At 62.8% G+C, this 24,492-nt stretch carries 23 protein-coding genes and 2 tRNA genes; 1 reads left to right on the forward strand and 24 read right to left on the reverse strand.

What is annotated here, in order from left to right; translation table 11 throughout:
• Positions 1 to 42 precede the first annotated feature (42 nt).
• From nusA to tpiA, 20 genes are all read right to left on the reverse strand, one after another.
• Positions 43 to 1,554 (reverse strand): transcription termination factor NusA, encoded by a 1,512-nt coding sequence (nusA, locus tag XpruCFBP8353_RS00270; RefSeq protein ID WP_101361424.1) that lies wholly within the window; start codon positions 1,552 to 1,554, stop codon positions 43 to 45.
• A 4-nt stretch (positions 1,555 to 1,558) separates the two neighbouring features.
• Positions 1,559 to 2,149: a ribosome maturation factor RimP gene (gene rimP, locus XpruCFBP8353_RS00275; protein WP_101361425.1), complete on the reverse strand. Its 591-nt coding sequence runs from the start codon at positions 2,147 to 2,149 to the stop codon at positions 1,559 to 1,561.
• 197 nt (positions 2,150 to 2,346) lie between these two features.
• Positions 2,347 to 2,423 (reverse strand) — tRNA-Met (locus tag XpruCFBP8353_RS00280).
• 200 nt (positions 2,424 to 2,623) lie between these two features.
• A complete protein-coding gene (nuoN, locus tag XpruCFBP8353_RS00285) occupies positions 2,624 to 4,084 on the reverse strand; it encodes an NADH-quinone oxidoreductase subunit NuoN (RefSeq protein ID WP_003485567.1) in 1,461 nt (486 codons plus the stop codon).
• Between the two features lie 36 nt (positions 4,085 to 4,120).
• The gene (locus tag XpruCFBP8353_RS00290) at positions 4,121 to 5,623 is read right to left on the reverse strand and encodes an NADH-quinone oxidoreductase subunit M (protein WP_101361426.1); all 1,503 of its coding nucleotides are present in this window, start codon (positions 5,621 to 5,623) and stop codon (positions 4,121 to 4,123) included.
• A gap of 20 nt (positions 5,624 to 5,643) precedes the next feature.
• Positions 5,644 to 7,833: an NADH-quinone oxidoreductase subunit L gene (gene nuoL / locus XpruCFBP8353_RS00295; protein ID WP_101361427.1), complete on the reverse strand. Its 2,190-nt coding sequence runs from the start codon at positions 7,831 to 7,833 to the stop codon at positions 5,644 to 5,646.
• Positions 7,834 to 7,840: 7 nt separating this feature from the next.
• Positions 7,841 to 8,146: an NADH-quinone oxidoreductase subunit NuoK gene (gene nuoK / locus XpruCFBP8353_RS00300; RefSeq protein WP_005914274.1), complete on the reverse strand. Its 306-nt coding sequence runs from the start codon at positions 8,144 to 8,146 to the stop codon at positions 7,841 to 7,843.
• Positions 8,143 to 8,805 carry an NADH-quinone oxidoreductase subunit J gene (locus tag XpruCFBP8353_RS00305; protein WP_207759582.1) on the reverse strand — a complete coding sequence of 221 codons (663 nt, stop codon included), beginning with the start codon at positions 8,803 to 8,805 and terminating at the stop codon, positions 8,143 to 8,145. The genes nuoK and XpruCFBP8353_RS00305 overlap by 4 nt, the downstream gene beginning before the upstream one ends.
• Before the next feature lie 4 nt (positions 8,806 to 8,809).
• Positions 8,810 to 9,298, reverse strand: coding sequence for an NADH-quinone oxidoreductase subunit NuoI (gene nuoI / locus XpruCFBP8353_RS00310; protein WP_101361428.1), 489 nt, complete (start codon positions 9,296 to 9,298; stop codon positions 8,810 to 8,812).
• Positions 9,299 to 9,301: 3 nt separating this feature from the next.
• Positions 9,302 to 10,393 (reverse strand): NADH-quinone oxidoreductase subunit NuoH, encoded by a 1,092-nt coding sequence (nuoH, locus tag XpruCFBP8353_RS00315; protein WP_101361429.1) that lies wholly within the window; start codon positions 10,391 to 10,393, stop codon positions 9,302 to 9,304.
• Positions 10,390 to 12,624: an NADH-quinone oxidoreductase subunit NuoG gene (nuoG, locus tag XpruCFBP8353_RS00320; protein WP_101361430.1), complete on the reverse strand. Its 2,235-nt coding sequence runs from the start codon at positions 12,622 to 12,624 to the stop codon at positions 10,390 to 10,392. The genes nuoH and nuoG overlap by 4 nt, the downstream gene beginning before the upstream one ends.
• The gene (gene nuoF / locus XpruCFBP8353_RS00325; protein WP_101361431.1) at positions 12,621 to 13,955 is read right to left on the reverse strand and encodes an NADH-quinone oxidoreductase subunit NuoF; all 1,335 of its coding nucleotides are present in this window, start codon (positions 13,953 to 13,955) and stop codon (positions 12,621 to 12,623) included. The genes nuoG and nuoF overlap by 4 nt, the downstream gene beginning before the upstream one ends.
• Positions 13,956 to 13,958: 3 nt before the next feature.
• The gene (gene nuoE / locus XpruCFBP8353_RS00330; protein ID WP_005991372.1) at positions 13,959 to 14,486 is read right to left on the reverse strand and encodes an NADH-quinone oxidoreductase subunit NuoE; all 528 of its coding nucleotides are present in this window, start codon (positions 14,484 to 14,486) and stop codon (positions 13,959 to 13,961) included.
• Positions 14,483 to 15,790, reverse strand: coding sequence for an NADH-quinone oxidoreductase subunit D (locus XpruCFBP8353_RS00335; protein WP_101361432.1), 1,308 nt, complete (start codon positions 15,788 to 15,790; stop codon positions 14,483 to 14,485). Before XpruCFBP8353_RS00335 ends, nuoE begins: the two co-directional genes overlap by 4 nt.
• Entirely contained in the window at positions 15,787 to 16,539 is a 753-nt protein-coding gene (locus XpruCFBP8353_RS00340; protein ID WP_101361433.1) for an NADH-quinone oxidoreductase subunit C, read from the reverse strand. Before XpruCFBP8353_RS00340 ends, XpruCFBP8353_RS00335 begins: the two co-directional genes overlap by 4 nt.
• Positions 16,540 to 16,575: 36 nt before the next feature.
• Positions 16,576 to 17,130 (reverse strand): NuoB/complex I 20 kDa subunit family protein, encoded by a 555-nt coding sequence (locus tag XpruCFBP8353_RS00345; RefSeq protein WP_010371165.1) that lies wholly within the window; start codon positions 17,128 to 17,130, stop codon positions 16,576 to 16,578.
• Entirely contained in the window at positions 17,121 to 17,477 is a 357-nt protein-coding gene (locus XpruCFBP8353_RS00350) for an NADH-quinone oxidoreductase subunit A (RefSeq protein ID WP_005991364.1), read from the reverse strand. Before XpruCFBP8353_RS00350 ends, XpruCFBP8353_RS00345 begins: the two co-directional genes overlap by 10 nt.
• Before the next feature lie 102 nt (positions 17,478 to 17,579).
• A tRNA-Leu gene (locus XpruCFBP8353_RS00355) sits at positions 17,580 to 17,664 on the reverse strand.
• Between the two features lie 49 nt (positions 17,665 to 17,713).
• Complete coding sequence (gene secG / locus XpruCFBP8353_RS00360; RefSeq protein WP_101361434.1) at positions 17,714 to 18,187, reverse strand: preprotein translocase subunit SecG; 474 nt, start codon at positions 18,185 to 18,187, stop codon at positions 17,714 to 17,716.
• 33 nt (positions 18,188 to 18,220) lie between these two features.
• The gene (gene tpiA / locus XpruCFBP8353_RS00365) at positions 18,221 to 18,976 is read right to left on the reverse strand and encodes a triose-phosphate isomerase (protein ID WP_101361435.1); all 756 of its coding nucleotides are present in this window, start codon (positions 18,974 to 18,976) and stop codon (positions 18,221 to 18,223) included.
• A gap of 112 nt (positions 18,977 to 19,088) precedes the next feature.
• Here tpiA and XpruCFBP8353_RS00370 point away from each other — a divergent pair, with 112 nt between their 5' ends.
• Complete coding sequence (locus tag XpruCFBP8353_RS00370; RefSeq protein WP_101361436.1) at positions 19,089 to 19,889, forward strand: SDR family NAD(P)-dependent oxidoreductase; 801 nt, start codon at positions 19,089 to 19,091, stop codon at positions 19,887 to 19,889.
• Between the two features lie 202 nt (positions 19,890 to 20,091).
• Here XpruCFBP8353_RS00370 and XpruCFBP8353_RS00380 read toward each other — a convergent pair whose 3' ends face one another.
• Genes XpruCFBP8353_RS00380 through XpruCFBP8353_RS00395 form a run of 4 tightly spaced genes read right to left on the reverse strand, consistent with a single transcriptional unit; the run spans position 20,092 to position 24,435 of the window.
• Complete coding sequence (locus XpruCFBP8353_RS00380; RefSeq protein WP_101361438.1) at positions 20,092 to 20,520, reverse strand: group I truncated hemoglobin; 429 nt, start codon at positions 20,518 to 20,520, stop codon at positions 20,092 to 20,094.
• The gene (locus tag XpruCFBP8353_RS00385; protein WP_101361439.1) at positions 20,520 to 21,392 is read right to left on the reverse strand and encodes a DUF3034 family protein; all 873 of its coding nucleotides are present in this window, start codon (positions 21,390 to 21,392) and stop codon (positions 20,520 to 20,522) included. The genes XpruCFBP8353_RS00380 and XpruCFBP8353_RS00385 overlap by 1 nt, the downstream gene beginning before the upstream one ends.
• Positions 21,393 to 21,394: 2 nt before the next feature.
• A complete protein-coding gene (locus XpruCFBP8353_RS00390; RefSeq protein WP_101361440.1) occupies positions 21,395 to 23,755 on the reverse strand; it encodes a putative bifunctional diguanylate cyclase/phosphodiesterase in 2,361 nt (786 codons plus the stop codon).
• On the reverse strand, positions 23,752 to 24,435 hold the full coding sequence (locus XpruCFBP8353_RS00395; protein WP_101361441.1) for a methylamine utilization protein: 684 nt from the start codon (positions 24,433 to 24,435) through the stop codon (positions 23,752 to 23,754). Before XpruCFBP8353_RS00395 ends, XpruCFBP8353_RS00390 begins: the two co-directional genes overlap by 4 nt.
• Between the last annotated feature and the right edge of the window lie 57 nt (positions 24,436 to 24,492).

Consider the following 24,492-nt stretch of genomic DNA (forward strand, 5'->3'; position numbering starts at 1 on the left):
ATTCTAAGCCCTGATGGGGTCAGGGCGCGGTTCATTGCCGGCTCATTCGCCGCGCTCCAAACGGGCGATCTCCTCGGCGCGGGCTGCCAGGATCAGCGCCGCGGCGCGCTCCTGGGTCATGCCCTCGATGCCGAAGTCGACGATCTCGTCCGCGGCCAGATCGGACAAGTCCTCGCTGGTACGCACGCCGTGCTCGGCCAGAGCAAAGGCCGTCTCCTCGTCCATCCCCTCCAGCGCCAGCAGGTCCTCGGTGGGCTGAGTTCCTTCCAGGCCTTCTTCCTCGGCCAGCGCTGCATTGAGCAGCGCATCGCGGGCACGGGCACGCAACTCTTCGACGATGTCTTCGTCGAAGCCTTCCACCGCCAACAACTCGCCGACCGGGACGTAGGCAATTTCTTCGACCGTGTTGAAGCCTTCGGACACCAGGATCGCGGAGATTTCTTCGTCCACTTCCAGACGATCCATGAACAGCTGGCGTGCCGCTGCCTGCTCGGCCTCGGACTTGGCGGCCACCTGATCAGCGGTCATCACGTTGAGCTGCCAACCGGTCAGGCGGCTGGCCAGACGCACGTTCTGGCCGCCCTTGCCGATTGCCTGGGCAAGGCGGTCTTCTGCCACGGCCAGGTCCATCGAGTGCTTGTCTTCATCGACGATGATCGACTGCACTTCCGCAGGCGCCATTGCGTTGATGACGAAGTTGGCCGGGTTCTCGTTCCACAACACGATGTCCACACGCTCGCCATTGAGCTCGTTGGACACTGCCTGGACGCGCGAACCCCGCATACCGATGCACGCGCCGATGGGATCGGTGCGGGCGTCGTGCGCGATCACCGCGATCTTGGCCCGGTCGCCCGGATCGCGTGCGCAGGCCTTGATCTCGACCAGGCCCTGGCCCACTTCCGGCACTTCGAGCTTGAACAGCTCGATCATGAATTCGGGTGCGGCGCGGCTGATGAACAGCTGCGGGCCACGCGGCTCGGAACGCACCTCGGCCAGATAACCGCGGACGCGGTCGCCCGGGCGCAGCACATCGCGCGGAATGCCCTTGTCCTTCGGAATGAAGGCTTCGGCATTACCGCCCAGATCGACAAAGATATTGCCGCGTTCGGCGCGCTTGACCACACCGGTGATCAACTCACCAACGCGATCCTTCCACGCGTCCACCACCTGCTGACGCTCGGCTTCGCGCACACGCTGCACGATCACCTGCTTGGCAGCCTGCGCAGCGATACGGCCGAAGTCGGGGTTTTCAATCTGTTCTTCGATGTAGTCGCCCACATCCACGCCGTCGGCTTCGTCGATGGCATCCATCAGACGCACCTGGCGGTCAGGGGATTCCATCACCACATCATCGGCAACCACTTCCCAACGACGGTAGGTTTCGTAGGTACCGTCCTTGTGATCGATGGTGACGCGGGCCAGCACGTCCTGGTCGGGATAGCGCTTCTTCGCTGCGGAAGCCAGCGCGGCCTCGATCGCATCGAAGATCACTTCGCGCGGCACGCCTTTTTCGTTGGCAACCGCATCCACTACCAGCAAAAGTTCCTTGCTCATTTCGTCACTCCGCGCGCGGCTTACCAGCCGCCGACTCGTTGGATGGTTTCTTCTTCTCGTGCCCGGGTTTTTTCGGGCCGGGCTTATTCGGTTTCTGCGGTGCCAGGCCCAAAGCGACCCAATCCGGCAGGATGCGCGCCTTGTCGATGTTATCGAAGTCGATCTGCACGTCCTTGCCGTCGACGGCAAACACCACGGCGCCAGCCTCGGCATCGATCCGCAGAATCTCGCCCTGGAAACGACGCCGACCATCCTGCGCCAGCTTCAAGACAATCTTTGCGGATTCGCCGGTATGGCGCGCGAACTGTTCCAGCGTGAACAGCGGACGATCCACACCCGGCGAAGACACCTCCAGGGTGTAGTTGCCGCTGATCGGATCTTCGACGTCGAGCTGGGCCGAGACTTCACGGCTCACGCGCTCGCAATCGTCGACGTTGATGACGCGCGCGGGCTGTTCGGCCAGCGGCACATCGATATACAGGCGCAACGTGGCGCCACCTGGAGCGGGAAGATATTCCACGCCCAGCAGTTCCAAGCCCAAGGACTCAACCGTTGGACTCAGCAGATTCGCGATTTCAGTCGCTTTTTCGCTCACAGACTGCCCTGATCAGATGATTGCCAGTAGAACCCCGGCAACCGGCAGCAAACTTTCCGGTTCCGGAAAAAACAAGGGGCCCGATGGGCCCCTTGCGTGAAAAAAGCCCGACCTCTCAGGGTCGGCGTAAAGACGGGAACATGCGCCTTTACGATCCAAGAAGCTGAATTACTGCGATGAAGCAACAATTCGAAACTTGGTAGCGGGGGCAGGATTTGAACCTGCGACCTTCGGGTTATGAGCCCGACGAGCTGCCAGACTGCTCCACCCCGCAGCAGAAGCGGAATTATGAAGAACTTGAGCGAAAATTGCAAGCCCTAGTTTTTCATCTGTTGAACAGCGTGGCGGCTGTTCAACGTCGCGGCGAATGATACCCGCAATGCAACAAAAACGAAACACTCAGCACAGTTTTATTTCAGTGCGATGCCACACAGAGGATGTGGCATCGCAAGACGTCGCGCTGACGCAGCGGTCTTACGCGAGACCGGCGAATGCGCGCTGGCACCACACCATGATCGGGCTCCAGGCCAGACCAAGTGCAAGCAGGGCCAGCGCGTTGACGCCGAGCACAGTGCCCAGCACGCGATCGTTATTGGCCGGCAACGGCTCGCCTACCGGCTCGTCGAAGTACATGACCTTGATGACACGCAGGTAGTAGTACGCACCGATCACCGCACAGATCACACCGACCAGGGCCAGCCACAGCATGTCGCCCTTCACTGCCGCGCCCAGTACTGCCAGCTTGGTCCAGAAACCCAGGAACGGCGGGATACCTGCCAACGACGCCATGATGCATAGCACCAGGCCAGCCATCCACGGATTGCGCGCGTTGAGTCCCTTGAAGTCGTCGATGTTCTCCGCTTCAAACCCATTACGCGACAGCGCAATGATGGCGCCGAACGAAGCAGTGGACATGATGGTGTAGCTGACCGCGTAAAACATCGCAGCTGCATAGCCTTCTTCGCCGCCACCTGCCACGCCCATCAGCAAGAAGCCGATGTGCGAGACGGTCGAATACGCGAGCATGCGCTTGAGGTTGCTCTGCGCAATGGCCATTAGGTTGCCGACGACCAACGACACAGCCGACAGACCGCCGATCAGCAGATGCCATTGCGGAGACAACGGACCCATACCGACTTCCAGCAGGCGATACGCCATACCGAATGCCGCAAGCTTGGGCGCCGAGCTGATGAACAATGCGATCGGCGCAGGCGCACCCTGATATACGTCGGGCAACCACATGTGGAATGGCGCAGCGCCCAGTTTGAAGGCGACGCCGGCGATCATGAAGATGGTGCCGGTGAGCAGCAACGTGCGCTCGTTGGAGCCTTCGATCGCGTCGTGGATGCCGGCCAGGCTGAGCGTACCGGTAGCGCCGTACACCAGCGACATGCCGTACAACAGCAAGCCCGATGCCAGTGACCCGAGCACGAAGTATTTCATCGCCGCTTCGGTAGCCAGGCCATTGTCGCGGTTGGAAGCGACCAGTGCGTAGGAGCACAGCGCCAGCAACTCCAGACCCAGATAGACCATCAATAGGCTGCCGGCCGACGCCAGCAACATCATGCCGGCGGTGGCGAACAGCACCAATACCGGAATTTCGCCCTGGTAGAGATTGCGTTCGCGCAAGTAAGTCCAGCCATAGACCAAGCTCAGTCCGCTGACCAGCACGATCACGGTCTTCATGACATCAGCCGCAGTGTCGCGAACGAACATGCCGTTGAAGATATCGCCCTGCCCGCCCGTGCCGGTCGCCAACAACACGAGCACCACGGCAAGAACAGCGACGGAGAACAGGTGGGTCCAGACCTTGTTCCGCTGGCTCACGAACAGGTCGAGCATCAGCAGTGCGAAGGCGCCGCCAATCAGCACCAACTCCGGTACAAGCGGAGCCAGGTCAGCGGTGGTCAACGGCGCGAGCGTTGGCGTGGTCATCATTAAATCCTGGAAATCAAAACGTACGGCAAGCGGTCAGAGCTTGGTCGCGGCAATCTGGGTAGCCAGCTTGGCGATCGAGGGTTCCATCAGATCGGTCAGCGGCTTCGGGTACAGGCCCAGGGCCAGCACGCCAGCGGCGAAGACCCCCAGCACGAATGCTTCGCGGCCATTGATGTCCTTCAGCTCGGCCACGTGTGCGTTGGCCACTTCGCCGAAGAACACGCGCTTGTAGAGCCACAGTGTGTAGGCAGCGGTGATCACCAACGTCGTGGCAGCAGCGAAGGCAACCAGCGGGTGCTTCTGGAAGCTGGCCAGGATCACCATGAATTCACCGACAAAACCACTGGTGCCCGGCAAGCCGGCGTTCGCCATGAAGAACAACATGGAGAAAGTGGCGAACCACGGCATCACATTGACCACGCCGCCGTAGTCGGCGATGCGACGCGTGTGCATGCGGTCGTACAGCACACCGATGCAGGAGAACATCGCGCCGGACACGAAGCCGTGCGAAATCATCTGCACCATCGCGCCCTGCAGGCCCAGGCGAGCCGCATCGGTGCTGCCGTACTCGCGCACCAGGGTGAAGGCGATGAAGGTGCCGAGGGTGACGAAACCCATGTGCGCGATGGACGAATACGCCACCAGCTTCTTCATGTCGTCCTGCACCAATGCCACCAGGCCGACGTAGATCACCGCGATCAGCGACAGCGTGATCACCAGCCACGCGAACTCATGGCTGGCATCGGGAACGATGGGCAGATTGAAGCGCAGGAAGCCGTAGCCACCGATCTTCAACGCAATCGCCGCCAGGATCACCGAACCGGCCGTCGGTGCTTCCACGTGCGCATCCGGCAACCAGGTGTGCACCGGGAACATCGGCACCTTGACCGCGAACGCGATCAGGAACGCGAAGAAGATCCAGGTCTGCTCCTTGGCGGTCAGCTGCAGCGCATACAGGTCGGCGAGCTGGAAGCTGCCGCCCTTCAGGTACAGGTAGACCAGACCCACCAGCATCAGCACCGAGCCGAGGAAGGTGTAGAGGAAGAACTTCATCGCCGCGTAGATACGCCGCGGACCGCCCCAGACGCCGATGATCAGGAACATCGGGATCAGCATGGCTTCGAAGAAGACATAGAACAGCATCGCGTCGGTGGCAGCGAAGATACCGACCGTGACGCCTTCCAGAATCAGGAACGCGGCGACGTACTGATTGACGCGCTTGTCGATCGAGCGCCAGGCGCCGATCAGGGCCAGTACGGTCACCAGCGTGGTCAGCACGATCAACGCGACCGCGATGCCATCCACGCCCAGGTTGTAGCCGATGTTGTAGGCCGGAATCCAGGCGTGCAGTTCGATGAACTGCATCGCGTCATTGGCCGTGTCGTAGCCCAGCAGCGGCAGACTCAGCACAAAGGTCGCCACCGCCACCGCCAGGGATGCCCAGCGGGCAGTCTCGGCGTTGCGCAACGCAAGGATCAGGGCGCCACCGATAATCGGCAGCCAGATCAAGATAGACAGTAAAGGCCAGTTCGACACGTTTTCTTATTCCGTACAGGTCAACGCCAGAAATGCATCAGTACCGCCAACAAGGCGATCAAACCGATGATCATTGCGAAGGCGTAGTGATAGAGGAAACCGGATTGCGTGCGACGCAGCAGATTTGCAGCCAGGTCGATCAGTCGGGCAGAACCATTGACGACGACACCGTCGACCACATGGGTATCGATGGCGCGTGACGCCTTGCCAAGGACAACACCGCCACCGGCGAAGCCATTGATCCACAGCTTGTCGAAGCCGTATTTGTTTTCCAGCAGCCACACGATCGGCGCGAACGCCTTGCGCGACTTGGTGGCCAGGTCGGGCTTCCACAGATAGAACAGCGCAGCGAGCAACAGACCGGCGACCGTCAGGAAGAACGGCGCCGCCATCATGCCGTGCAACGCGAACGCGACCGGGCCGTGGAATTCTTCGGCCAGCGCACCGACGGTATCGCGTGCCGGGTCGTAGAAGTCGACGATGCCGGTGAAGAACGACACGGCCTGCCCTTTGAGCGCGTGCGCGGGGTGATGGCCCTGCCAATCGGTGCCGAACAACATCGGGCCGATGGTGAAGAAGCCGATCGCCACCGACGGGATCGCCAGCAGGATCAACGGCAGCGTCACCACCCACTTGGATTCGTGCGGCTCGTGCGCACCATGGTGGCCATGACCGTGGTCGTCGTGGCCGTGCGTATCGTGTGCATGTGCGTCGTGTGCATGTGCGTCGTGCGCATGACTGTCGTGCGCGTGGACCTGCGCCTCGGCATCGGTGTGCGCGCTGTCGTGGTGTGCATGCGCATCGTGCGCATGGGCATCGCGGAAACGTTCCTTGCCGTGGAAGGTCAGGAACAGCAGGCGGAAGCTGTAGAAGCTGGTGACCAGCACGCCGCCGAGCACGGCCCAGTAGCCATAGGTCGCGATCCAGCTATGCGACTCATGTGCGTGATGCGCAGCCGCTTCGATGATGGTGTCCTTCGAGTAGAACCCGGAGAAGAACGGCGTACCGACCAGCGCCAGGGTCCCGATCACGCTGGTCCAGTAAGTCACCTTCATGTACTTGCGCAGGCCGCCCATCTTGCGCATGTCCTGCTCGTGGTGCATGCCGATGATGACCGAGCCGGCCGCCAGGAACAGCAGCGCCTTGAAGAAGGCATGCGTCATCAGGTGGAACACGGCGGCCGAATAGGCCGACACGCCCAGCGCCACGGTCATGTAGCCGAGCTGGGACAGCGTCGAGTACGCGACCACGCGCTTGATGTCGTTCTGCACGATGCCGATCAGGCCGGTGAAGAAGGCCGTGGTCGCACCGATGAACAGGATGAAGTTCAGCGCGGTTTCGGACAGCTCGAACAGCGGCGACATACGCGCCACCATGAAGATGCCGGCGGTGACCATCGTGGCAGCGTGGATCAGCGCCGAGATCGGGGTCGGGCCTTCCATCGAGTCCGGCAACCACACATGCAGCGGCACCTGCGCCGACTTGCCCATCGCACCGATGAACAGGCAGATGCAGATCAGCGTCATCACGCTCCACTCGTGGCCTGCGAACAGCTGCACCTTGGCACCGGCCATGGTGGTCGCGTTGGCAAACACGGTGGAGTAATCCAGCGAACCGAACCACAACAACACGCCGGCAATGCCGAGGATGAAGCCGAAGTCGCCGACGCGATTGACCAGGAAGGCCTTCATGTTGGCGAACACGGCGGTCGGGCGCTTGAACCAGAACCCGATCAGCAGGTACGACACCAGACCCACCGCTTCCCAGCCGAAGAACAGCTGCAGGAAGTTGTTGCTCATCACCAGCGTCAGCATGGAGAAGGTGAACAACGAGATGTAGCTGAAGAAGCGCTGGTAACCCGGGTCTTCCTCCATGTAGCCGATGGTGTAGATGTGCACCAGCAGCGACACGAAGGTCACCACCACCATCATCATCGCGGTCAGGCGATCGACCATGAAGCCGACATGCGCGGAGTAATTGCCGACGTCGAAGAAGGTATACAGGTTCTGGTTGAACGGGCTGGCGCCCTGCTCCACCAATTGATACAGGGTCAGGCACGACAACACACAGCTGACCGCCACGCCGAGGATGGTGACGTACTGCGCGCCCTTGCGCCCCACCTGACGACCGAACAGGCCGGCGATGATGCTGCCGACCAGCGGTGCAAGCACCACTGCGATCAGCAGACTCTTGGAGAGAGTGATTTCCATCTACGGGTCAGCCCTTCAACGTGTCGACTTCGGCCACATTGATCGTGCGGCGCGTACGGAACAGAGTCACCAGGATCGCAAGACCGATGGCGGCCTCTGCGGCGGCAACGGTCAGGATGAAGAACACGAACAACTGACCGGCGGTATCGCCAAGCTCGCGCGAGAACGCGATGAAGTTGACGTTGACCGACAGCAGCATCAACTCGATCGACATCAGCAACACGATGACGTTCTTGCGGTTGAGGAAGATGCCGGCCAGGGAGATGCAGAACAGCACCGCGCCCAGTCCCAGCAGGTGGCCCAAGGTAATCAAGACTTCGCCTCCTGTCCGTCGGCCGCGTCACTCTGCGGCGCAACCTGTACCGGCTTTTCAACCGCCATTTTGACCATGCGCAAACGGTCGCCAGCCTTCACTCGCGACTGCTCGCCGGCGTTCTGCAGCTTGATGCCGGTGCGCTTGCGCAGGGTCAGCATCACCGCAGCCACTACCGCCACGGTCAGAATCACCGCGGCAAATTCGAACGGCAGCAGGAACTCGGTGTACAGGCTCTTGGCCAGCCAGGTCAGGTTCGAGCTGTCGGCAGCCTGCGCTGCTGCATTGTCGACCGGAAACGGCGTGGCAGTGCGCGACTTGACCCCGATCAAGGTGACCATCTGCGCCAGCATCGCCACCGCAACGATCACGCCCAGCGGCATGTACTTGACCCAGCCCTCGCGCAGCCGACTGGTGTCGATGTCCAGCATCATCACCACGAACAGGAACAACACCATCACCGCGCCGACGTAGACCAGCACCAGGGTGACGCCAAGGAACTCGGCACCGACCAGCAGCCAGATACAGGCCATCGAGAAGAAGGTGAGGATCAGGCACAACACGGCGTACACCGGGTTGCGCACGCTGATCACCGCACCGGCGGACACGACCGCGACGGCGGAGAAGGCGTAAAAAGCAATAGAGACCCAGTCCATCATGACCTCAACGGAAGGCGGCATCGGCAGCGCGACGCTCGGCGATCTCGGTTTCTAACCGGTCTCCGATCGCCAGCAGCTGCGGCTTGTTGATAATGTTTTCGCCACGCTTCTCGAAGTGATACTCGAGGATGTGCGTCTCGACGATCGAGTCCACCGGGCAGCTTTCCTCACAGAAACCGCAGAAGATGCACTTGAACAGGTCGATGTCGTAACGCGTCGTGCGGCGACTACCGTCTTCGCGCTTGGCCGAATCGATGGTGATTGCCAGCGCCGGGCACACCGCTTCGCACAGTTTGCAGGCGATGCAGCGCTCTTCGCCGTTGGGGTAGCGGCGCAGCGCATGCAGGCCACGGAAACGCGGCGACTGCGGAAACTTCTCCATCGGATACAGCACGGTGTACTTGGGCTTGAACGTGTATTTCAACGTCAGCCACAAGCCTCCGAGCAGTTCGAGCAGGAGCAAGCTCTTGAAGTAATGGGTGATCTTGTTCATCAGTTACACGCCCTTCTGGATCACGCCGTAAAACACCATCAACGCCGTCACTGCGATCCACACGATCGTGAGCGGAATGAACACCTTCCAGCCCAGACGCATGATCTGGTCGTAGCGGTAGCGCGGGAAACTGGCACGGAACCAGATGTAGGCGCTGGCGAAGAAGAACACCTTCATCAGCAGCCACGGCCAACCGCCAGTCCACACCCAATTGACCCACGGCGAAATATCCGCTGTGACCCAACCCTGGATCGGGCTCAGCCAGCCGCCCAGGAAGAAGATCGAGATCAGGAAGCTGACCAGGATCATGTTGGCGTATTCGGCCAGGAAGAACAGTGCGAATGCACCGCCCGAATATTCCACCATGTGGCCGGCGACGATTTCCGATTCGCCTTCCACCACGTCGAACGGCGCGCGATTGGTTTCGGCAACGCCGGAGACCCAGTACACGATGAACAAGGGGAACAGCGGAATCAGGAACCAGTCGAAGAAGCCGGAATTACCCGCTTGCGCAAACACGATCTGGCTGAGGTTGACGCTGCCGGAAGCGATCATGACGCCGACCAGCGCAAAGCCCATCGCGATTTCGTAGCTGACCACCTGCGCGGCCGAGCGCATCGCACCCAGGAAGGCGTACTTGGAGTTGGAGGCCCAGCCAGCGAGGATGATGCCGTACACGCCCAGCGAGGTCATCGCCAGCAGATACAGCAGACCGACGTTGGCGTTGGACAACACCAGCTTCGCATCGAACGGCACCACCGACCACGCGGCAAATGCAGGTGCCAGGGTCAGCAACGGGGCGATGATGAACATCGCCTTGTGCGAGCTACTCGGCTGCAGGATCTCCTTGAACAGGAGTTTGAACACGTCGGCGAAGGCCTGGAAGATGCCCATTCCCACATACATGGGCCCGTGGCGCACGTGCATCCAGCCGATCAGCTTGCGCTCCCAGACCACGTAGAAGGCCACCGAGATAATCACCGGCACGGCGATCAGCAGGATCTTCAATACCGACCAGAGCACCACGCCGCCATCGCCCAGTCCCAGAAACCACTGGTGCAAGGGGTCGACCAGGTTCAACAGCAATTCGTTCATGCAGCCACCACCGTTACACGACCGGCACCGAGCGGCGCGGTTGCGCCATGGCCGGATTCGATCCACACCGTGCCCGGTGCGACGCGCTTGTCCAGCACCACCGGCAACGTTGCCTTACCGGCATCGGTACCGACCTTGACCATCTGACCTGCCTGGACCTGCAACTGTGCAGCCTGCTCCGGATGCATCGCCACGCACGGTGCGATGTTGAGCGGATGCGATTGCAGCGCAGCGGCGCGACGTACCACCGCATCGGTGCGATAGATCGCAGCGGTTGCCGCAACCTCCAGCCCGTCATGGGTGGCCTGCGGCTGAGCCGAGGACACCGGGCGCACATCGCGGTTCTGCATGCCGGCGCGCAGGCCAACCAGGTCGATGAATTCGAACCCGGCCAGACCCAGCTCACCACCGAGTGCACGCAACACGCGCCAACCCTCGCGCGCTTCGACCGGCAGGCGGCCTGCGGCACGTGCGGTCTGCACGCGACCATCGAGATTGGTCAGCGATGCATCGATTTCCGGCAACGCACCGATCGGCAGGATCACATCGGCCACATCGCGCGTCGACGCGCAGGCGAACTGGCTGAATGCAACGACCTTGGCACCCGCCAACGCACTGCGTGCAGCGACGGCATCGGCAAAATCCAGACCCGGCTCGATGCCATACAACACGTAGGCCTGACGCGGCTGGGCCAGCATGCCGGCGACATCGCGCGCGGTGGGCAGCACGCCCTGCGACACCAGACCGACGGCATTGGCCCCCTGCGGGATGCGGCACAACGATGCGCCGGTGGCGGCGGCAAAATCGCGTGCAGCAGCACGCAGCGCCGCAGCCTGCGGATGGTTTTCGGCCAAGGCGCCGACTACGATGACGGCCCGGCTTGCGCCCTTGACCGCATCGCGCAGCGTTGCGTCGTCGAGCGCAGCTTCCAGCTGCGACGGCGCCACCACGGTGCGGCTCGCCTGAGTAAAAGCAAAATCGAAATCGACCGGATTGACCGAGTGAATCTGGGTCCGGTTCTGCACCTGCGCCTTGCGCAGACGTGCATGCAGCAACGGCAATTCATGCCGCACGTTGGTGCCGAACAACACCACCACATCGGCCTGTTCGATCTCGGCCAGCGGCGTTGCAAAGGCTTCGGCCACCGCAGCGTCGGAAAAATCGCGAGTGAGTAGACGGTGATCCAGATTGCCGCTACCCAGACCTTCGGCCAGACGCACCAGCAGCGCGCCTTCCTCGTTGGAGGTGGATGGATGCACCAGGACGCCAAGCTGATCGCCAGCGTTGTCGCGCAGGATCTGGGTCGCAGCGGCCAGACCTTCGGTCCAGCTCACTTCTGTCCACTCGCCGTTGATCTTCTTCAGCGGCTTGACCGCACGGTCTTCGGAGTACAGACCCTGATGCGAGTAACGGTCGCGATCGGACAGCCAGCACTCGTTGACCGCCTCGTTCTCGCGCGGCACGGTGCGCAGCACTTCGCCGCGACGTACGTGCAGGAACAGGTTCGAGCCCATCGCATCGTGGTAGCCCAGCGACTCGCGCGCCATCAATTCCCACGGACGCGCGCGGAACTGGAACACCTTGTTGGTCAGCGCGCCCACCGGGCATACGTCGATGACGTTGCCGGAAATCTCGGTGGTCAGCGGCTTGCCGTCGTAGGTGCCGATCTGCAGGTTTTCGCCGCGATACATGCCGCCCAACTCGTAGGTACCGGCAATGTCTGCAGTGAAGCGCACGCAACGGGTGCACTGGATGCAGCGGGTCATCTCGGTGGCGACCAACGGACCGATATCCTCGTCCGGCACCACGCGCTTGCGCTCGTTGAAACGGCTGACCGAACGGCCGTAGCCGAGCGAGACGTCCTGCAGCTCGCACTCGCCGCCCTGATCGCAGATCGGGCAGTCCAGCGGGTGGTTGATCAGCAGGAACTCCATCACGCTGCGCTGGTACTTCAGCGCCTTTTCGCTACGCGTGGTGACCTTCATGCCGTCCATCACCGGCGTGGCGCAGGCGGGCGACGGCTTCGGCGACTTTTCGACATCGACCAGGCACATGCGGCAGTTGGCCGCGATCGGCAGCTTCTCGTGGTAGCAGAAGCGCGGGATCGGGATGCCGGCCTTGTCGGCCGCCTGGATGATCATCGAGCCCTTCGGCACCACCAGGCTCTGGCCGTCGATTTCGACGGTGACATGGTCCGGCGGCACGTTCGGGTTCACTGGTTGGGCGCTCATGCAGCCACTCCGACTTGCGTATCGACGATCGAACGACCGTTGACGATGTAGTACTCGAACTCGTCCCAGAACTGGCGCAGGAAGCCCTGAATCGGCCACGCCGCCGCTTCACCGAACGCGCAGATGGTGTGCCCTTCGATCTGGCCGGCCACGGTACGCAGCTGGTGCAGGTCTTCCATCGTGGCCTTGCCGGCGACGATGCGCTCCAGCACGCGGTGCATCCAGCCGGTGCCTTCGCGGCACGGCGTGCACTGGCCGCAGGATTCCTTGTGGAAGAACTGCGAGATGCGGCAAGCGAAACGCACGCAGCAGACGCTGTCGTCCAGCACCACGATGGCGCCGGAACCCAGGCCCGTACCGAGCGCGCGCAAGGTGTCGTAATCCATCTGCAGACCAGCGACCTGGTCGGCCTTCAGCACCGGCATCGACACGCCGCCGGGCACCACGCCCTTGAGCTTGCGGCCCGGACGCAGGCCACCGGCCATTTCCAGCAGCTCATCGAAGGTGGTGCCGAGTGGCACTTCGAAGTTGCCGCCCTTCTGCACGCAACCGGACACCGAGAAGATCTTCGGGCCGCCGTTCTTGGTCTTGCTCAGCCCCAAGAACCACTCCGGGCCGTTGCGAATGATCGCCGGCACCGACGCATAGGTCTCGGTGTTGTTGATGGTGGTCGGCTTGCCGTACAGGCCGAAGTTGGCCGGGAACGGCGGCTTGTAGCGCGGCTGGCCCTTCTTGCCTTCCAGCGATTCCATCAGCGCGGTTTCTTCGCCGCAGATGTAGGCGCCGGCACCCAGCGCACCGTAGATATCGATATCCACGCCGCTGCCGAGAATGTTCTTGCCCAGCCAGCCGTTGGCATAGGCATCGGCCAGCGCCAGTTCGAAGTTCTCGAACGGCTCGTGGTGGAACTCGCCGCGCAGGTAGTTGTAGCCCACGGTCGAACCGGTGGCGTAGCAGGCGATCGCCATGCCCTCCACCACCGAATGCGGGTTGTAACGCAGGATGTCGCGGTCCTTGCAGGTTCCCGGCTCGGATTCGTCCGAATTGCACAGGATGTACTTCTGCATGTTGCCCTTGGGCATGAACGACCACTTCAGACCGGTCGGGAAGCCTGCGCCACCGCGGCCGCGCAGGTTAGAGGCCTTGACCATTTCGATGACGTCGGCCGGCGGAATCTTCTCTTCGAGAATCTTACGCAGCGCAGCGTAGCCACCGGTTTTCAGATAGCTCTCATACGACCACGGGGTGTCGTAATGCAGCGTCGTATAGACGACCTGATGGGGCAACGGCGCCGGACCGACCGGACCTGTAGGTGCGTGATGATGTGCCATGTCTTACTCCAGCCCGTCCAGCAGCGCGTCGACCTTCTCTTTCGTCAGGTGCTCGTGGTAATGGCCGTTGATGACCATCATCGGCGCTGCAGAGCAGGCCGCCAGGCACTCTTCTTCGCGCTTGAGGTAGACGCGGCCATCGGCCGTCGACTGCCCCAGCTTGCAACCCAGTTTCTTCTCGGCGTGCGCCAGCAGATCTTCGGCGCCGTTGAGCCAGCAGCTGATGTTGGTGCAGAATGCCACGTTGTGGCGGCCGACCTTCTCGGTCTCGAACATCGAGTAGAAGCTGGCGACCTCGTAAGCCCACACCGGCGGCAGTTCCAGATACTTGGCCACACCGACGATCAGCTCATCGGTCAGCCAGCCCTGATTCTGCTCCTGCGCAGCATGCAGGCCCTGCAGCACCGCCGAACGCTTGCGATCGGGCGGAAACTTGGCCAGCCAGTGATCGATGTGCGCGCGCGTCTTGTCGCTCAGCACCACCTGCGGATCGACGTCGCGCGCCGCTTCGAAATTACCCGTCGCCTTCATCGGTCAACCTCACCGAAAACCAAATCGTAAGTACCGATCATCGCCACGACGTCGGCCAGCAAATAGCCACGCACCACCGCGTCCATCGACGACAGATGCGCAAAACCCGGCGCGCGCAGATGCACGCGGAACGGCTTGTTGGCGCCATCGGACATCAGGTAGCAACCGAACTCGCCCTTGGGCGCTTCGACCGCGCTGTAGGTTTCGCCGGCCGGCACGCAGTAACCTTCACTAAACAGCTTGAAGTGATGGATCAGCGCTTCCATGTCGTCCTTCATGCCTTCGCGGCTTGGCGGAGCGACCTTGAAATTGGTGACCATGACCGGGCCAGGATTGGCCTTCAGCCACTTCACGCATTGCTTGATGATGCGGTTGGACTCGCGCATCTCGGCCACGCGCACCAGATAGCGGTCGTAGCAGTCGCCATTGGTGCCGACCGGCACGTCGAACTCCACTGCGTCGTACTTGGCGTACGGCTGCTTCTTGCGCAGGTCCCATTCGATGCCCGAGCCACGCAGCATCGGGCCGGTCATGCCCCAGGCACGCGCCAGATCCGGGCTGATGATGCCGACATCGACGGTACGCTGCTTCCAGATGCGGTTATCGGTCAGCAGCGTCTCGTACTCGTCCACACGCGACGGGAACGTATTGGTGAAATCCTCGAGGAAGTCCAGCATCGAGCCTTCGCGCGCTGCATTGAGCTTCTTCAGTGCCCCGCCCTTGTGCCAGCGGGATTCCTTGTATTTGGGCATGCGATCGGGCAGATCGCGATAGACGCCACCGGGACGGTAGTAGGCAGCGTGCATGCGCGCGCCACTGACGGCCTCGTAGACGTCCATCAATTCTTCGCGCTCGCGGAACGCGTACAGCATCACCGCCATTGCGCCCAGATCGAGCGCGTTGGAACCGACCCACATCAGGTGGTTCTTGATGCGGGTGATCTCGTCGAACATGGTGCGGATGTACTGCGCACGCTCGGGCGCCTCGATGCCCATCAGGGACTCGATCGCGCGCACGTAAGCGTGCTCGTTGCACATCATCGACACGTAATCCAGGCGATCCATGTACGGAACCGACTGGTTGAACGGTTTGGACTCGGCCAGCTTCTCGGTGCCACGGTGCAGCAGGCCGATATGCGGATCGGCACGCACCACGGTTTCGCCGTCCATTTCCAGGATCAGGCGCAACACGCCGTGCGCCGCAGGATGCTGCGGGCCGAAGTTCATCGTGTAATTGCGGATTTCCTGCTTGCTTTCGACAGGATTGCTCGCGAAGGCATCGGTTGCCTGGCGGAACTCACTCACTTGGCAGTCTCCGACTTGCCCACTTCACCAGCGGCAGTCTCATAGCGGGCATCGTCGCGAATCACGCGCGGTACACCGACGCGCGGCTCGACCGACGTCACCGGCTCGTACACAACGCGCTTGCGCTCTTCGTCATAACGCACTTCGACGTTGCCGATCAGCGGGAAATCCTTGCGGAACGGGTGGCCGACGAATCCGTAGTCGGTCAGGATGCGGCGCAGGTCCGGGTGGCCGTCGAACACGATGCCGAACAGGTCGAAGGCTTCGCGCTCGAACCAGTTCACGCCCGGCCAGATATCGGTGACCGACGCCACCACCGGCACCTGCGCGTCCGGTGCGTAGCAACGCACGCGCAGACGCTGGTTGTGCTGGTATGACATCAGCTGGGCGACCACTGCAAAGCGCTGCTTGGGCATGTGCTGCGGATGGGCGCCGGTGGAGCTTTCCTGGCTGGGAAACTCGCCCCAGCCGAAGCGACCGACGGCCTTGCCTTCGACGCCGCGGCTGAAGCCCTGCGACGACACGTCGGCGGTATCCCACTCGTCGCTGCCATAGCCCAGGTAATCGACGCCGCACAGGTCGCTGAGCTGCTCGAAACCAAGCTCGTCGCGCAATGCAAGACACGTGGCGTGCCAATCGGCTGCAGCGACTTCCAGCGTCACTTCGCCGCGCGGCAAGGCCACGGCAATCTGCGCACCGGCGAAACGTGCCGCAAGTCGGTCAGTGAAGGAGGATGCTTGCTCTGCCATGGGGGCTTGGCTGCTCTCGGTGGAAGAAGACGGGTGTCAGCGCGCGATCGTCTGGGTACGCCAGATCTTCTTCTGCAGCTGCAAGATGCCGTAGACCAAGGCCTCGGCGGTCGGCGGGCAGCCCGGGACATAGATGTCCACCGGCACGATGCGATCGCAACCGCGCACCACCGAATACGAATAATGGTAGTAGCCGCCGCCATTGGCGCAGCTGCCCATCGAAATGACCCACTTCGGATCCGGCATCTGGTCGTAGACCTTGCGCAGCGCCGGGGCCATCTTGTTGACCAGGGTACCGGCGACGATCATGACGTCGGACTGACGCGGCGACGGGCGGAACACCACGCCGTAACGGTCAAGATCCAGGCGCGAGGCGCCGGCATGCATCATCTCGACAGCGCAACAGGCCAGACCGAACGTCATCGGCCACATCGAGCCGGTGCGCGCCCAATTCAGCAGCGCATCGACGCTGGTGGTCACATAGCCCTTTTCGAGCAGCGGGTTTTCGCCTTCCGGGCGCAGGATGTCTTCCACCCGGCCTTCCGGCATCGGGTTGGTCATCAGACGATCCAGGGTCTGAATCACTCCCATTCCAGCGCTCCCTTCTTCCACACGTAGATAAAGCCCAGGAACAACATGCCGACGAACAGCCCCATGGTGACCAGCGAACGTGCGCCGATCTCCATGAACACCTGCGTCCACGGCACGATGAAGATGATTTCCAGATCGAACACGATGAACTGGATCGCGATGAGGTAGTAGCGCACATCGAACTTCATGCGCGCGTCTTCGAATGCCTCGAAGCCACACTCGTACGGAGAAAGCTTGCGCGCGTCCGGGCTGCGCGGAGCGAGGAACCGACCAATCAACATCAGCACGATGCCGATACCGGTGGCGACGATCAGAAACAGCAGACTCGGCAAATATTCGGCCAGCACAGCGATTCTCTCTTGCCTCTGCCCACACGCGCCGCGTGCCGGCATGGGGTATAGGCAGACCCCGCGCGCGACGAACGATGCGCAGGAACTGCAGCCAAACAATGGTGCCCAAGAGGGGACTCGAACCCCTACGACCTAAGTCGCTACCACCTCAAGGTAGTGCGTCTACCAATTCCGCCACCTGGGCATACGTTGCGCCGCTGGGCATCCCAGTGCGCAGCGTATTGTAACCGGCTTCAGCGTTTTTGTGCTGGTTCTGAAGCGTTTTCTTCGCGTGCTGCAGGCGCCGGCTGCGCCGGTGCGGACTGTGCTGGCGCTGCTGCCGGCGCGGCGGCAGGAACCGGCTGCGACGGAGCGGTCGGTACCGCACCGGCGGCAGGCGCCTTCGGCAACGGCTGGGTCAGCTCGCCTGCGGCAGCCGGAGCCGGCGTTGCCGACTGCGACATCACACCCAGGTTCTGATCAGTCGGACGAGCGCCGTGCGTGGCATACCACGCCATGAACAGGCTGATGCTGAAAAACACCACCGCCAACCACTTGGTCGACTTGGACAGGAAGTTCGAGGCACCCTGCGAACCGAACACGGTGCCAGACGCGCCGGCACCGAAGCCGGAACCGGCCGCCGCACCTGCGCCACGCTGCATCAGGATCAGCGCAATCATCGCCAGCGCGACCAGCACGTAGACCACATTGAGGATCAACATCAGCATTTCGAAATCCGTCCCCGGACAAAACTTAATGGGTTAACAAGCGGCCGCCGCACGCGCAATGGCCAGGAAATCTTCGGCCACCAAGGAGGCGCCTCCGACAAGCCCGCCGTCGACATCGGGCTGTTCGAACAGCTCGCCGGCGTTATCAGGCTTGACACTACCCCCGTACAGGATGGGCAATGAATCGGCAATTCTAGCATCCGCCTTCGCGACTTCGCCACGCAGGAAGGCGTGCACGGCCTGGGCCTGCTCCGGGGTGGCGGTACGGCCGGTGCCAATGGCCCAGATCGGTTCATAGGCCAGCACTGCGCCTGCGAAACCGTCACTACCAACCAGCGCCAGGACCGGTTCGAGCTGGGCACGTAGGATTGCCTCAGTCTGACCAGCTTCACGTTGTTCCAGCGATTCGCCCACGCACAGCACCGGAATCAGCCCAGCATGGATGGCGGCGGCGAACTTACGCGCCACCAGTTCGCTACTCTCCTGATGATACTGACGGCGCTCGGAATGGCCGACCAACCCGTAGACGGCACCGACATCGACCAGCATCGAGGCCGACACCTCGCCGGTGTAAGCACCCTTCTCATTGCTGCTGACGTCCTGGGCTCCGAACGCCAGGTGATGGGCCTCGAAATCCTCGATCAGGTCGCCGAGGTAAGGCAGTGGCGGCAGGATGACGACGTCGACACCCTCCAGGGGCATGTGCGCGGCGAGTTTGGCCACCAACTCGGTGGCGAAGGCGCGGCTGCCATGCAGCTTCCAATTTCCGGCAACGATCTTTCGACGCATCAGGCGCAGGTTCCTGAGTTGAAGACAGGCCACAGAATAGCCCATGCCCTGTCGGCAACCGGCACACTTCTGTCTGCCACATGTCTCACACCTCCCCCGACAGGAACCTGCCATGTCCGTTTCACCCGTCTTCGCGCTGATCACCGGCGCTTCCAGCGGCATCGGCCGTGAGATCGCGCGGGCATATGCCAAACGTGGGGTGCCGTTGATCCTGACCGCGCGCCGGGAGGATCGGCTACAGGCACTGGCCGATGAGTTGCGCAGCGCGGTGCGGGTGGAAGTGCTGCCGGCCGATCTGGCCGACCCGGCCGCGGCCGACGCCTTGGCGACGCAGATCCAGCGCAATGGCTGGACCGTGGGCACACTGGTCAACAACGCCGGGTACGGCGTGCCGGGCCGTTACCTGCATAACGACTGGGCCACGCATGCGCGCTTTCTGCAGGTGATGGTGACTGCGGTATGCGAACTCACCTGGCGGCTGCTGCCGATGATCCGCGCCAGCGGCCAGGGCCGCATTCTCAACGTCGCCTCGTTCGCGGCGCTGACGCCGAGCGCCGATGGGCAGACCCTGTACGCGGCCAGCAAGAGCTTTCTGTTGCGCTTCAGCGAGTCGCTTGCGCTGGAAAACGCCGATTGCGGCGTCAAGGTGTGCGCGCTCTGTCCAGGCTTTGCCTGGTCGGAATTCCACGACGTGACCGGCACCCGCGAAGCGATGTCCGCCCTGCCCGCCTGGGCCTGGCTACAGGCCGATGCCGTAGCGGAGTACGGAATAGATGCAATGGAACGCGGCCAGGTGCTGGCGGTCCCTGGCTGGCGCTATCGGCTGGTCAATGCCGCACTGCGGCTGCTGCCGCATGCGTTTGCCTTGCGCCTGATGGCGCGCGGCTCGCATCGCGTGCGACCGCTGGATTGAGGTGGCAGGATGCGCGTGCGGGAGATATCGCCGGTGCTCAGCAGCGCTTCGTGCCTGCCTGCAACCTCGGTGCTTGGAGGGCGTGGGATGACCACGCAAGCGCATGTATCGATCGTCGAATGATGTGGATGCGCGCGCACGTCGGTCCACACCAACATCGGCTCACGCGCCCAACCACACGCGCGAAAACCAATCGCAGCTCTCAGTGATTGACGATCTCGCCATGCATGGCCGCCAGCCGCGCCAGCAGACGGTTCTGCGTGCGGCGCGGAATCTTGCGCTGATCCATCGCCCAGTTCAGATCCTCTACCAAAGCGTTGAAGTCGCCTTCGCGAATGGCCAGGTGCGCGTGCGCCTGCTGCATCGACTTGGCGGTATCCGGGCACGGGCCGTCGGCGACATGGCAGAACTTCTGCACCAGGCGCTCGTTGAGCATGACGATGTTGACGCGCGCGAACTTGTCGACGATGCGTTGGTCGTCGGCGATGCGCGACAGCATGGTTTCCACCAGCGCTTCGATCCCGGCGTGCCCGCCGAGTTCGTCGTAGAGCGTGGGGCGCGATTGCGTGCTGGCGCAGGCGCTGGTCAGGCCGAGCATGCACAGCAAGGACCAGCGCAACCATCGGTTCATCAGAACGCCACCTGCAAGGAAAGATAAGGACCGCGCTGATCGGCAAGCGTGGCGATGTCGCCAAGATCGGCGAATGCAGCAGTCAACGAGACATGCTTGCTTGGGAACCAGGCGACGAATGCATCTGCCCACGCTTGCTCGCGTGCGAAACCGAGGTTATTCGGTTTGTCGCGATATTCCACGCCCACCGCCCAGGACGGCGACAGCACCACCGCAGCACTGGCCTCGGGGACCAGACGATAGCTGTTGCGAAGATCGCCGCCGAAGCCGAGCAAGCCGGTCTGGTTGGCGCGGGTGGCGCGCAAGGTGCCGTTGAGCAGCAACTGATACCCGCCGGCGCCCTGCAGCAACAAGCGGCTTGCGCTGACGTAGACGTCGGTGCCGTGGTCGTCGCGCGCACCGATCGCCAACGGCAAGGTGCCGTTACGCAAGCGCTTGTATTGCACGCCCAGACTGACCTGGGGCGCATGTCCGTACACAAGATCGCCGGCCAGACGTAACTTGGCGCCAAACACGTCCTGGCCGAGCGCATTCCACGGCAAGCCAAGCCGGTCCTGCAACGTGCCCAAGTCCAGACGTTGGCGGGCGAGCGACAACTCCAGCCGATTGCCGACCGTCAGCGCGGCGCCTTGCACATCGAGCCGGTAATCACCGCTGTCCACATGCGTGGCGAACAGCACGGTGCCGAGTTCATCGCGCGTGCCATACCCGGACAACGTGGCCCACGGCACGATGCCGCCACCGCTGCTGCCTTCGATCATCGACACGCCGCCGGTGGCGAGCAGGCGGCCGTCGCCGGCCAATGCGTGCACTGGCGCAAATGCACCAGCAATGGATGCAGCGAGCACTACAACACGCAGACGCACGCTCATCGCTACGCACCTGCGTGAGAGGCAGACGTCATGCCGAGTTGGCGCATGCACCAGGCCACCAGCGGCGCTTCTTCCAGCGGTGGCGAATACAGATAGCCCTGCACCATGTCGCAACCGTAGCCATGCAGCAGTGCCAGCGCGGTGGCGTTCTCGACACCTTCGGCGATGACGCTAAGTCCCAGGTTATGCCCCAAATCGATCGTGCTGCGGACGATGAAGGCATCGTCGGTGCCTTCGGCCAACTGCATGACGAAACTCTTGTCGATCTTCAATTCGTTCACCGGCATGCGCTTGAGTTGGGCCAACGAGGAATAACCGGTACCGAAGTCGTCGATGGACAGACGCACCCCCACGCTGCGCAACTGATGCAGCATGTGCAGTGCGAATTCGACATCGCGCATTAAGGCGCTTTCGGTCAGTTCCAGTGTGACTGACTGCGCCGGCACGGCGTGGTGCTCCAGCCGGCCGCGCACGAAGTCGGGCAAGCCGGGGTCGGAGAGATCGAGCGCGGACAGGTTGATTGCCATGCCAAGTACCAGCCCTTGCTCGCGCCATTGCGCCTGGCAGCGCAGCGCTTCGTCCAGCACAAAACGGGTGAGCGGATGAATCACGCCGGAGTGCTCGGCGAGCGGAATGAATTCGTCCGGGCCGATCGGGCCAAGCACCGGGTGATGCCAGCGCACCAGTACTTCGACCTGTTCGACGCGATCGCTGCGCAGGCAGATCTTGGGCTGGAAGCGCAGACTCAATTCGTTACCGCCGATGGCCTGACGCAGATCGCCGGTGAGGCGCAAACGCCGCAGATGCTGTTCGTCCTGGCCCAGGCGATAGACGCTGGGGCCGATAGCGTTTGTGGTGCCGACCTGGCGCCGCGCGATATCGGCGCGGCGCAACAAAGTATCCGGGTCGGCGCCATGGTCGGGAATCAGGGCGATACCGATGCTGGCTTCGAGCTGGATACGCGCCTGCGGCAATACCAGCGGGCGACGCAGCTGTAGCAGCAGGCGCTGCGCATCCTGCTGCACGCTGGCCGCATCGGCTTGCGCCACGACTACCATGAATTCATCGCTGCCCAACCGGCCCACCAGATTGGGCTCCTGCACGACCTCCACCAGCCGGCGCCCGGCCTCCACCAACACTTGGTCGGCGAAGTCGTGGCCCAGGCTGTCGTTGAGTTCCTTGAAGCGCTCCAGATCCAGGATCAGCACCGCTGCGGTGCCACCGGATGCCACGGTCTGCTCCACCACTTCCTTCAACCGCTCCAGCAACCAGATCCGGTTGGGCAGACCGGTCAAGGCATCGTGTCGGGCCTGATGCAGGATGTGTTGCTCGCGGCTGGCGATCTGATGCTGCATGCGCCCGAAACTGTCGGCCAGCTCGGCGAGCTCGCGACCGGGCGGAACGTCCACCGCCGTCTGATAATCGCCGCGCTGGATGCGGCGCGCCGCCTGCACCAGTTGCGCAACCGGCTTGCTGACGCTGCGTGCGAGAAAGATCGCCACCGCGAGCGCGGCAGCAGTCGCCAGACCGGCCAGCAGCAGGATGCGCAATTTGAGAATGCGATAGGGCGCGACCGCGCGATCGAGCGAGGCCTGCAAGGCCACCCGCACGTCACTGCCGCCCTGGATCGATTGCAGTTTGACCAGGTAGCGCGACTGCCCCAGGTTGAGCGGAATCGCCGCCGCCGGCGTGTGCTCGGCAGCCGGCAACTGCTGCGCGAACTCGCCGCGCATCGCCGGCTCCAGGGTGGATGCCAGCACGCGGACCGGCGGTCCATCGGTAAAGAACGTGGCATCCAGTCCCGTCGTGCTACGGAAATCCTGTGCCAGGCCGTCGCCGGATTCGTTGCCGATCGCAATCCAGCCAACGCGGCTGGGCGCCAGCACCTGCACCACGGCCAGGCGCACGATGTGTTGATCCAGGGCAACCACGCCGACCGCGCGCCCATCGCGCTGCGCCTGTTGCAACAACGCCTGCACCGCACGCAGTTGTTCGGCTTGCGGAAGGTCGGCCAGCCCGGTCAGGAATTGGCCATCTGGCGAGAGCAGCACGGCGGTCTGCGCAGACATGCGCGCGGCATGGTTGCGCAGCGCCGATTGCATGGTGGGCACATCGCCGCTGGCCACTGCGGCACGAAACCCGAAGTCGTCTGCCAGCACCGACGCCGACTGCATCAGTTGCTCATCGCGGCGCAGATTGATGCGCTCCCAGACGCGTTCGCCGATCTGCAGTTCTTCGCCCAGTTGCGCCTTGACGCTGCGCTCGGTCGCCAGTTGCACGGCGATGAAGGTCAACGCCTGCGTGGCCAGCACGACCAGCACCAGCAAGGCCGCGATGCGCGTATGCAGGCGCATCGCCCTCATGGGTGCGACTTCTTGGGATCGGCGCGACGGAACTTGTCCTGCAGCGCGCGCACGCGCTCGTCCGGCGGCGCGACGACCGGGGCGGCGCCGGTGGTCTGCAGGGTGACCTTGCGTTGCACGGCATCGCGCGCAATCACCAGCGGCTCGCCCACCGCAGCGCCCTTGATGCGTGGATGCCAGACGCGCAGCGTGTAGTTTCCTGCCGGGACATCGAGTTGCACGCGACCATCGCTGCCGGTCTTGCCGAAGTACGGCGTTTCCAGCACCACGATATAGCCCAGCATCCAGTCGTGGATGTTGCAGCCCACCGTGACCAGACCGGCCTGATCGAACCGCACCGGCGCAGCGGTGGTGCCCTGAAACAGCGGCAGTTCAAAGCGCTTGGCAGGCGAGAACGAATACACCTGATGGCGGATCTGATCGTTGTTCGGAAACCGCACCGAGGTCCCGGTGCGCACCACCAAGACCGCCGGCACGAACTGCGAGTTGACCTGATCCATCTCCAACACCTTGCCCGCGCTGGCTGCGGCGGGGTGCGGCAATTCCAGACTGACCACCGCATCGACCAGGACACCGTTTGCATCGGTCACGGTGACGCTGACCGGCGTCGCTGCGGCCGGTGCCACTGTGCCACTCAGCGCCAGTAACGACACCGCACCTAGTTGTTGTAACCACCGCATCCGCATGCGCGCCCCCTACGTCGTGCAATCGGCAGCGTACGCCAGGCGAATCCGACG

The organism is Xanthomonas prunicola (assembly GCF_002846205.1).
Lineage (GTDB): Bacteria > Pseudomonadota > Gammaproteobacteria > Xanthomonadales > Xanthomonadaceae > Xanthomonas > Xanthomonas prunicola.

What these genes read in the sequence shown, in the direction of transcription:
- tpiA (WP_101361435.1), bottom strand. Translation starts at nt 18,976, where the DNA reads ATGCGTCGAAAGATCGTTGCCGGAAATTGGAAGCTGCATGGCAGCCGC.
- XpruCFBP8353_RS00395 (WP_101361441.1), bottom strand. Translation starts at nt 24,435, where the DNA reads ATGCGGTGGTTACAACAACTAGGTGCGGTGTCGTTACTGGCGCTGAGT.
- nuoI (WP_101361428.1), bottom strand. Translation starts at nt 9,298, where the DNA reads ATGAACAAGATCACCCATTACTTCAAGAGCTTGCTCCTGCTCGAACTG.
- nusA (WP_101361424.1), bottom strand. Translation starts at nt 1,554, where the DNA reads ATGAGCAAGGAACTTTTGCTGGTAGTGGATGCGGTTGCCAACGAAAAA.
- nuoE (WP_005991372.1), bottom strand. Translation starts at nt 14,486, where the DNA reads ATGAAGGCGACGGGTAATTTCGAAGCGGCGCGCGACGTCGATCCGCAG.
- XpruCFBP8353_RS00370 (WP_101361436.1), top strand. Translation starts at nt 19,089, where the DNA reads ATGTCCGTTTCACCCGTCTTCGCGCTGATCACCGGCGCTTCCAGCGGC.
- nuoF (WP_101361431.1), bottom strand. Translation starts at nt 13,955, where the DNA reads ATGGCACATCATCACGCACCTACAGGTCCGGTCGGTCCGGCGCCGTTG.
- XpruCFBP8353_RS00340 (WP_101361433.1), bottom strand. Translation starts at nt 16,539, where the DNA reads ATGGCAGAGCAAGCATCCTCCTTCACTGACCGACTTGCGGCACGTTTC.
- nuoL (WP_101361427.1), bottom strand. Translation starts at nt 7,833, where the DNA reads ATGGAAATCACTCTCTCCAAGAGTCTGCTGATCGCAGTGGTGCTTGCA.
- XpruCFBP8353_RS00345 (WP_010371165.1), bottom strand. Translation starts at nt 17,130, where the DNA reads ATGGGAGTGATTCAGACCCTGGATCGTCTGATGACCAACCCGATGCCG.
- XpruCFBP8353_RS00305 (WP_207759582.1), bottom strand. Translation starts at nt 8,805, where the DNA reads ATGATGGACTGGGTCTCTATTGCTTTTTACGCCTTCTCCGCCGTCGCG.
- secG (WP_101361434.1), bottom strand. Translation starts at nt 18,187, where the DNA reads ATGCTGATGTTGATCCTCAATGTGGTCTACGTGCTGGTCGCGCTGGCG.
- nuoG (WP_101361430.1), bottom strand. Translation starts at nt 12,624, where the DNA reads ATGAGCGCCCAACCAGTGAACCCGAACGTGCCGCCGGACCATGTCACC.
- XpruCFBP8353_RS00380 (WP_101361438.1), bottom strand. Translation starts at nt 20,520, where the DNA reads ATGAACCGATGGTTGCGCTGGTCCTTGCTGTGCATGCTCGGCCTGACC.
- nuoH (WP_101361429.1), bottom strand. Translation starts at nt 10,393, where the DNA reads ATGAACGAATTGCTGTTGAACCTGGTCGACCCCTTGCACCAGTGGTTT.
- nuoN (WP_003485567.1), bottom strand. Translation starts at nt 4,084, where the DNA reads ATGACCACGCCAACGCTCGCGCCGTTGACCACCGCTGACCTGGCTCCG.
- XpruCFBP8353_RS00385 (WP_101361439.1), bottom strand. Translation starts at nt 21,392, where the DNA reads ATGAGCGTGCGTCTGCGTGTTGTAGTGCTCGCTGCATCCATTGCTGGT.
- XpruCFBP8353_RS00390 (WP_101361440.1), bottom strand. Translation starts at nt 23,755, where the DNA reads ATGAGGGCGATGCGCCTGCATACGCGCATCGCGGCCTTGCTGGTGCTG.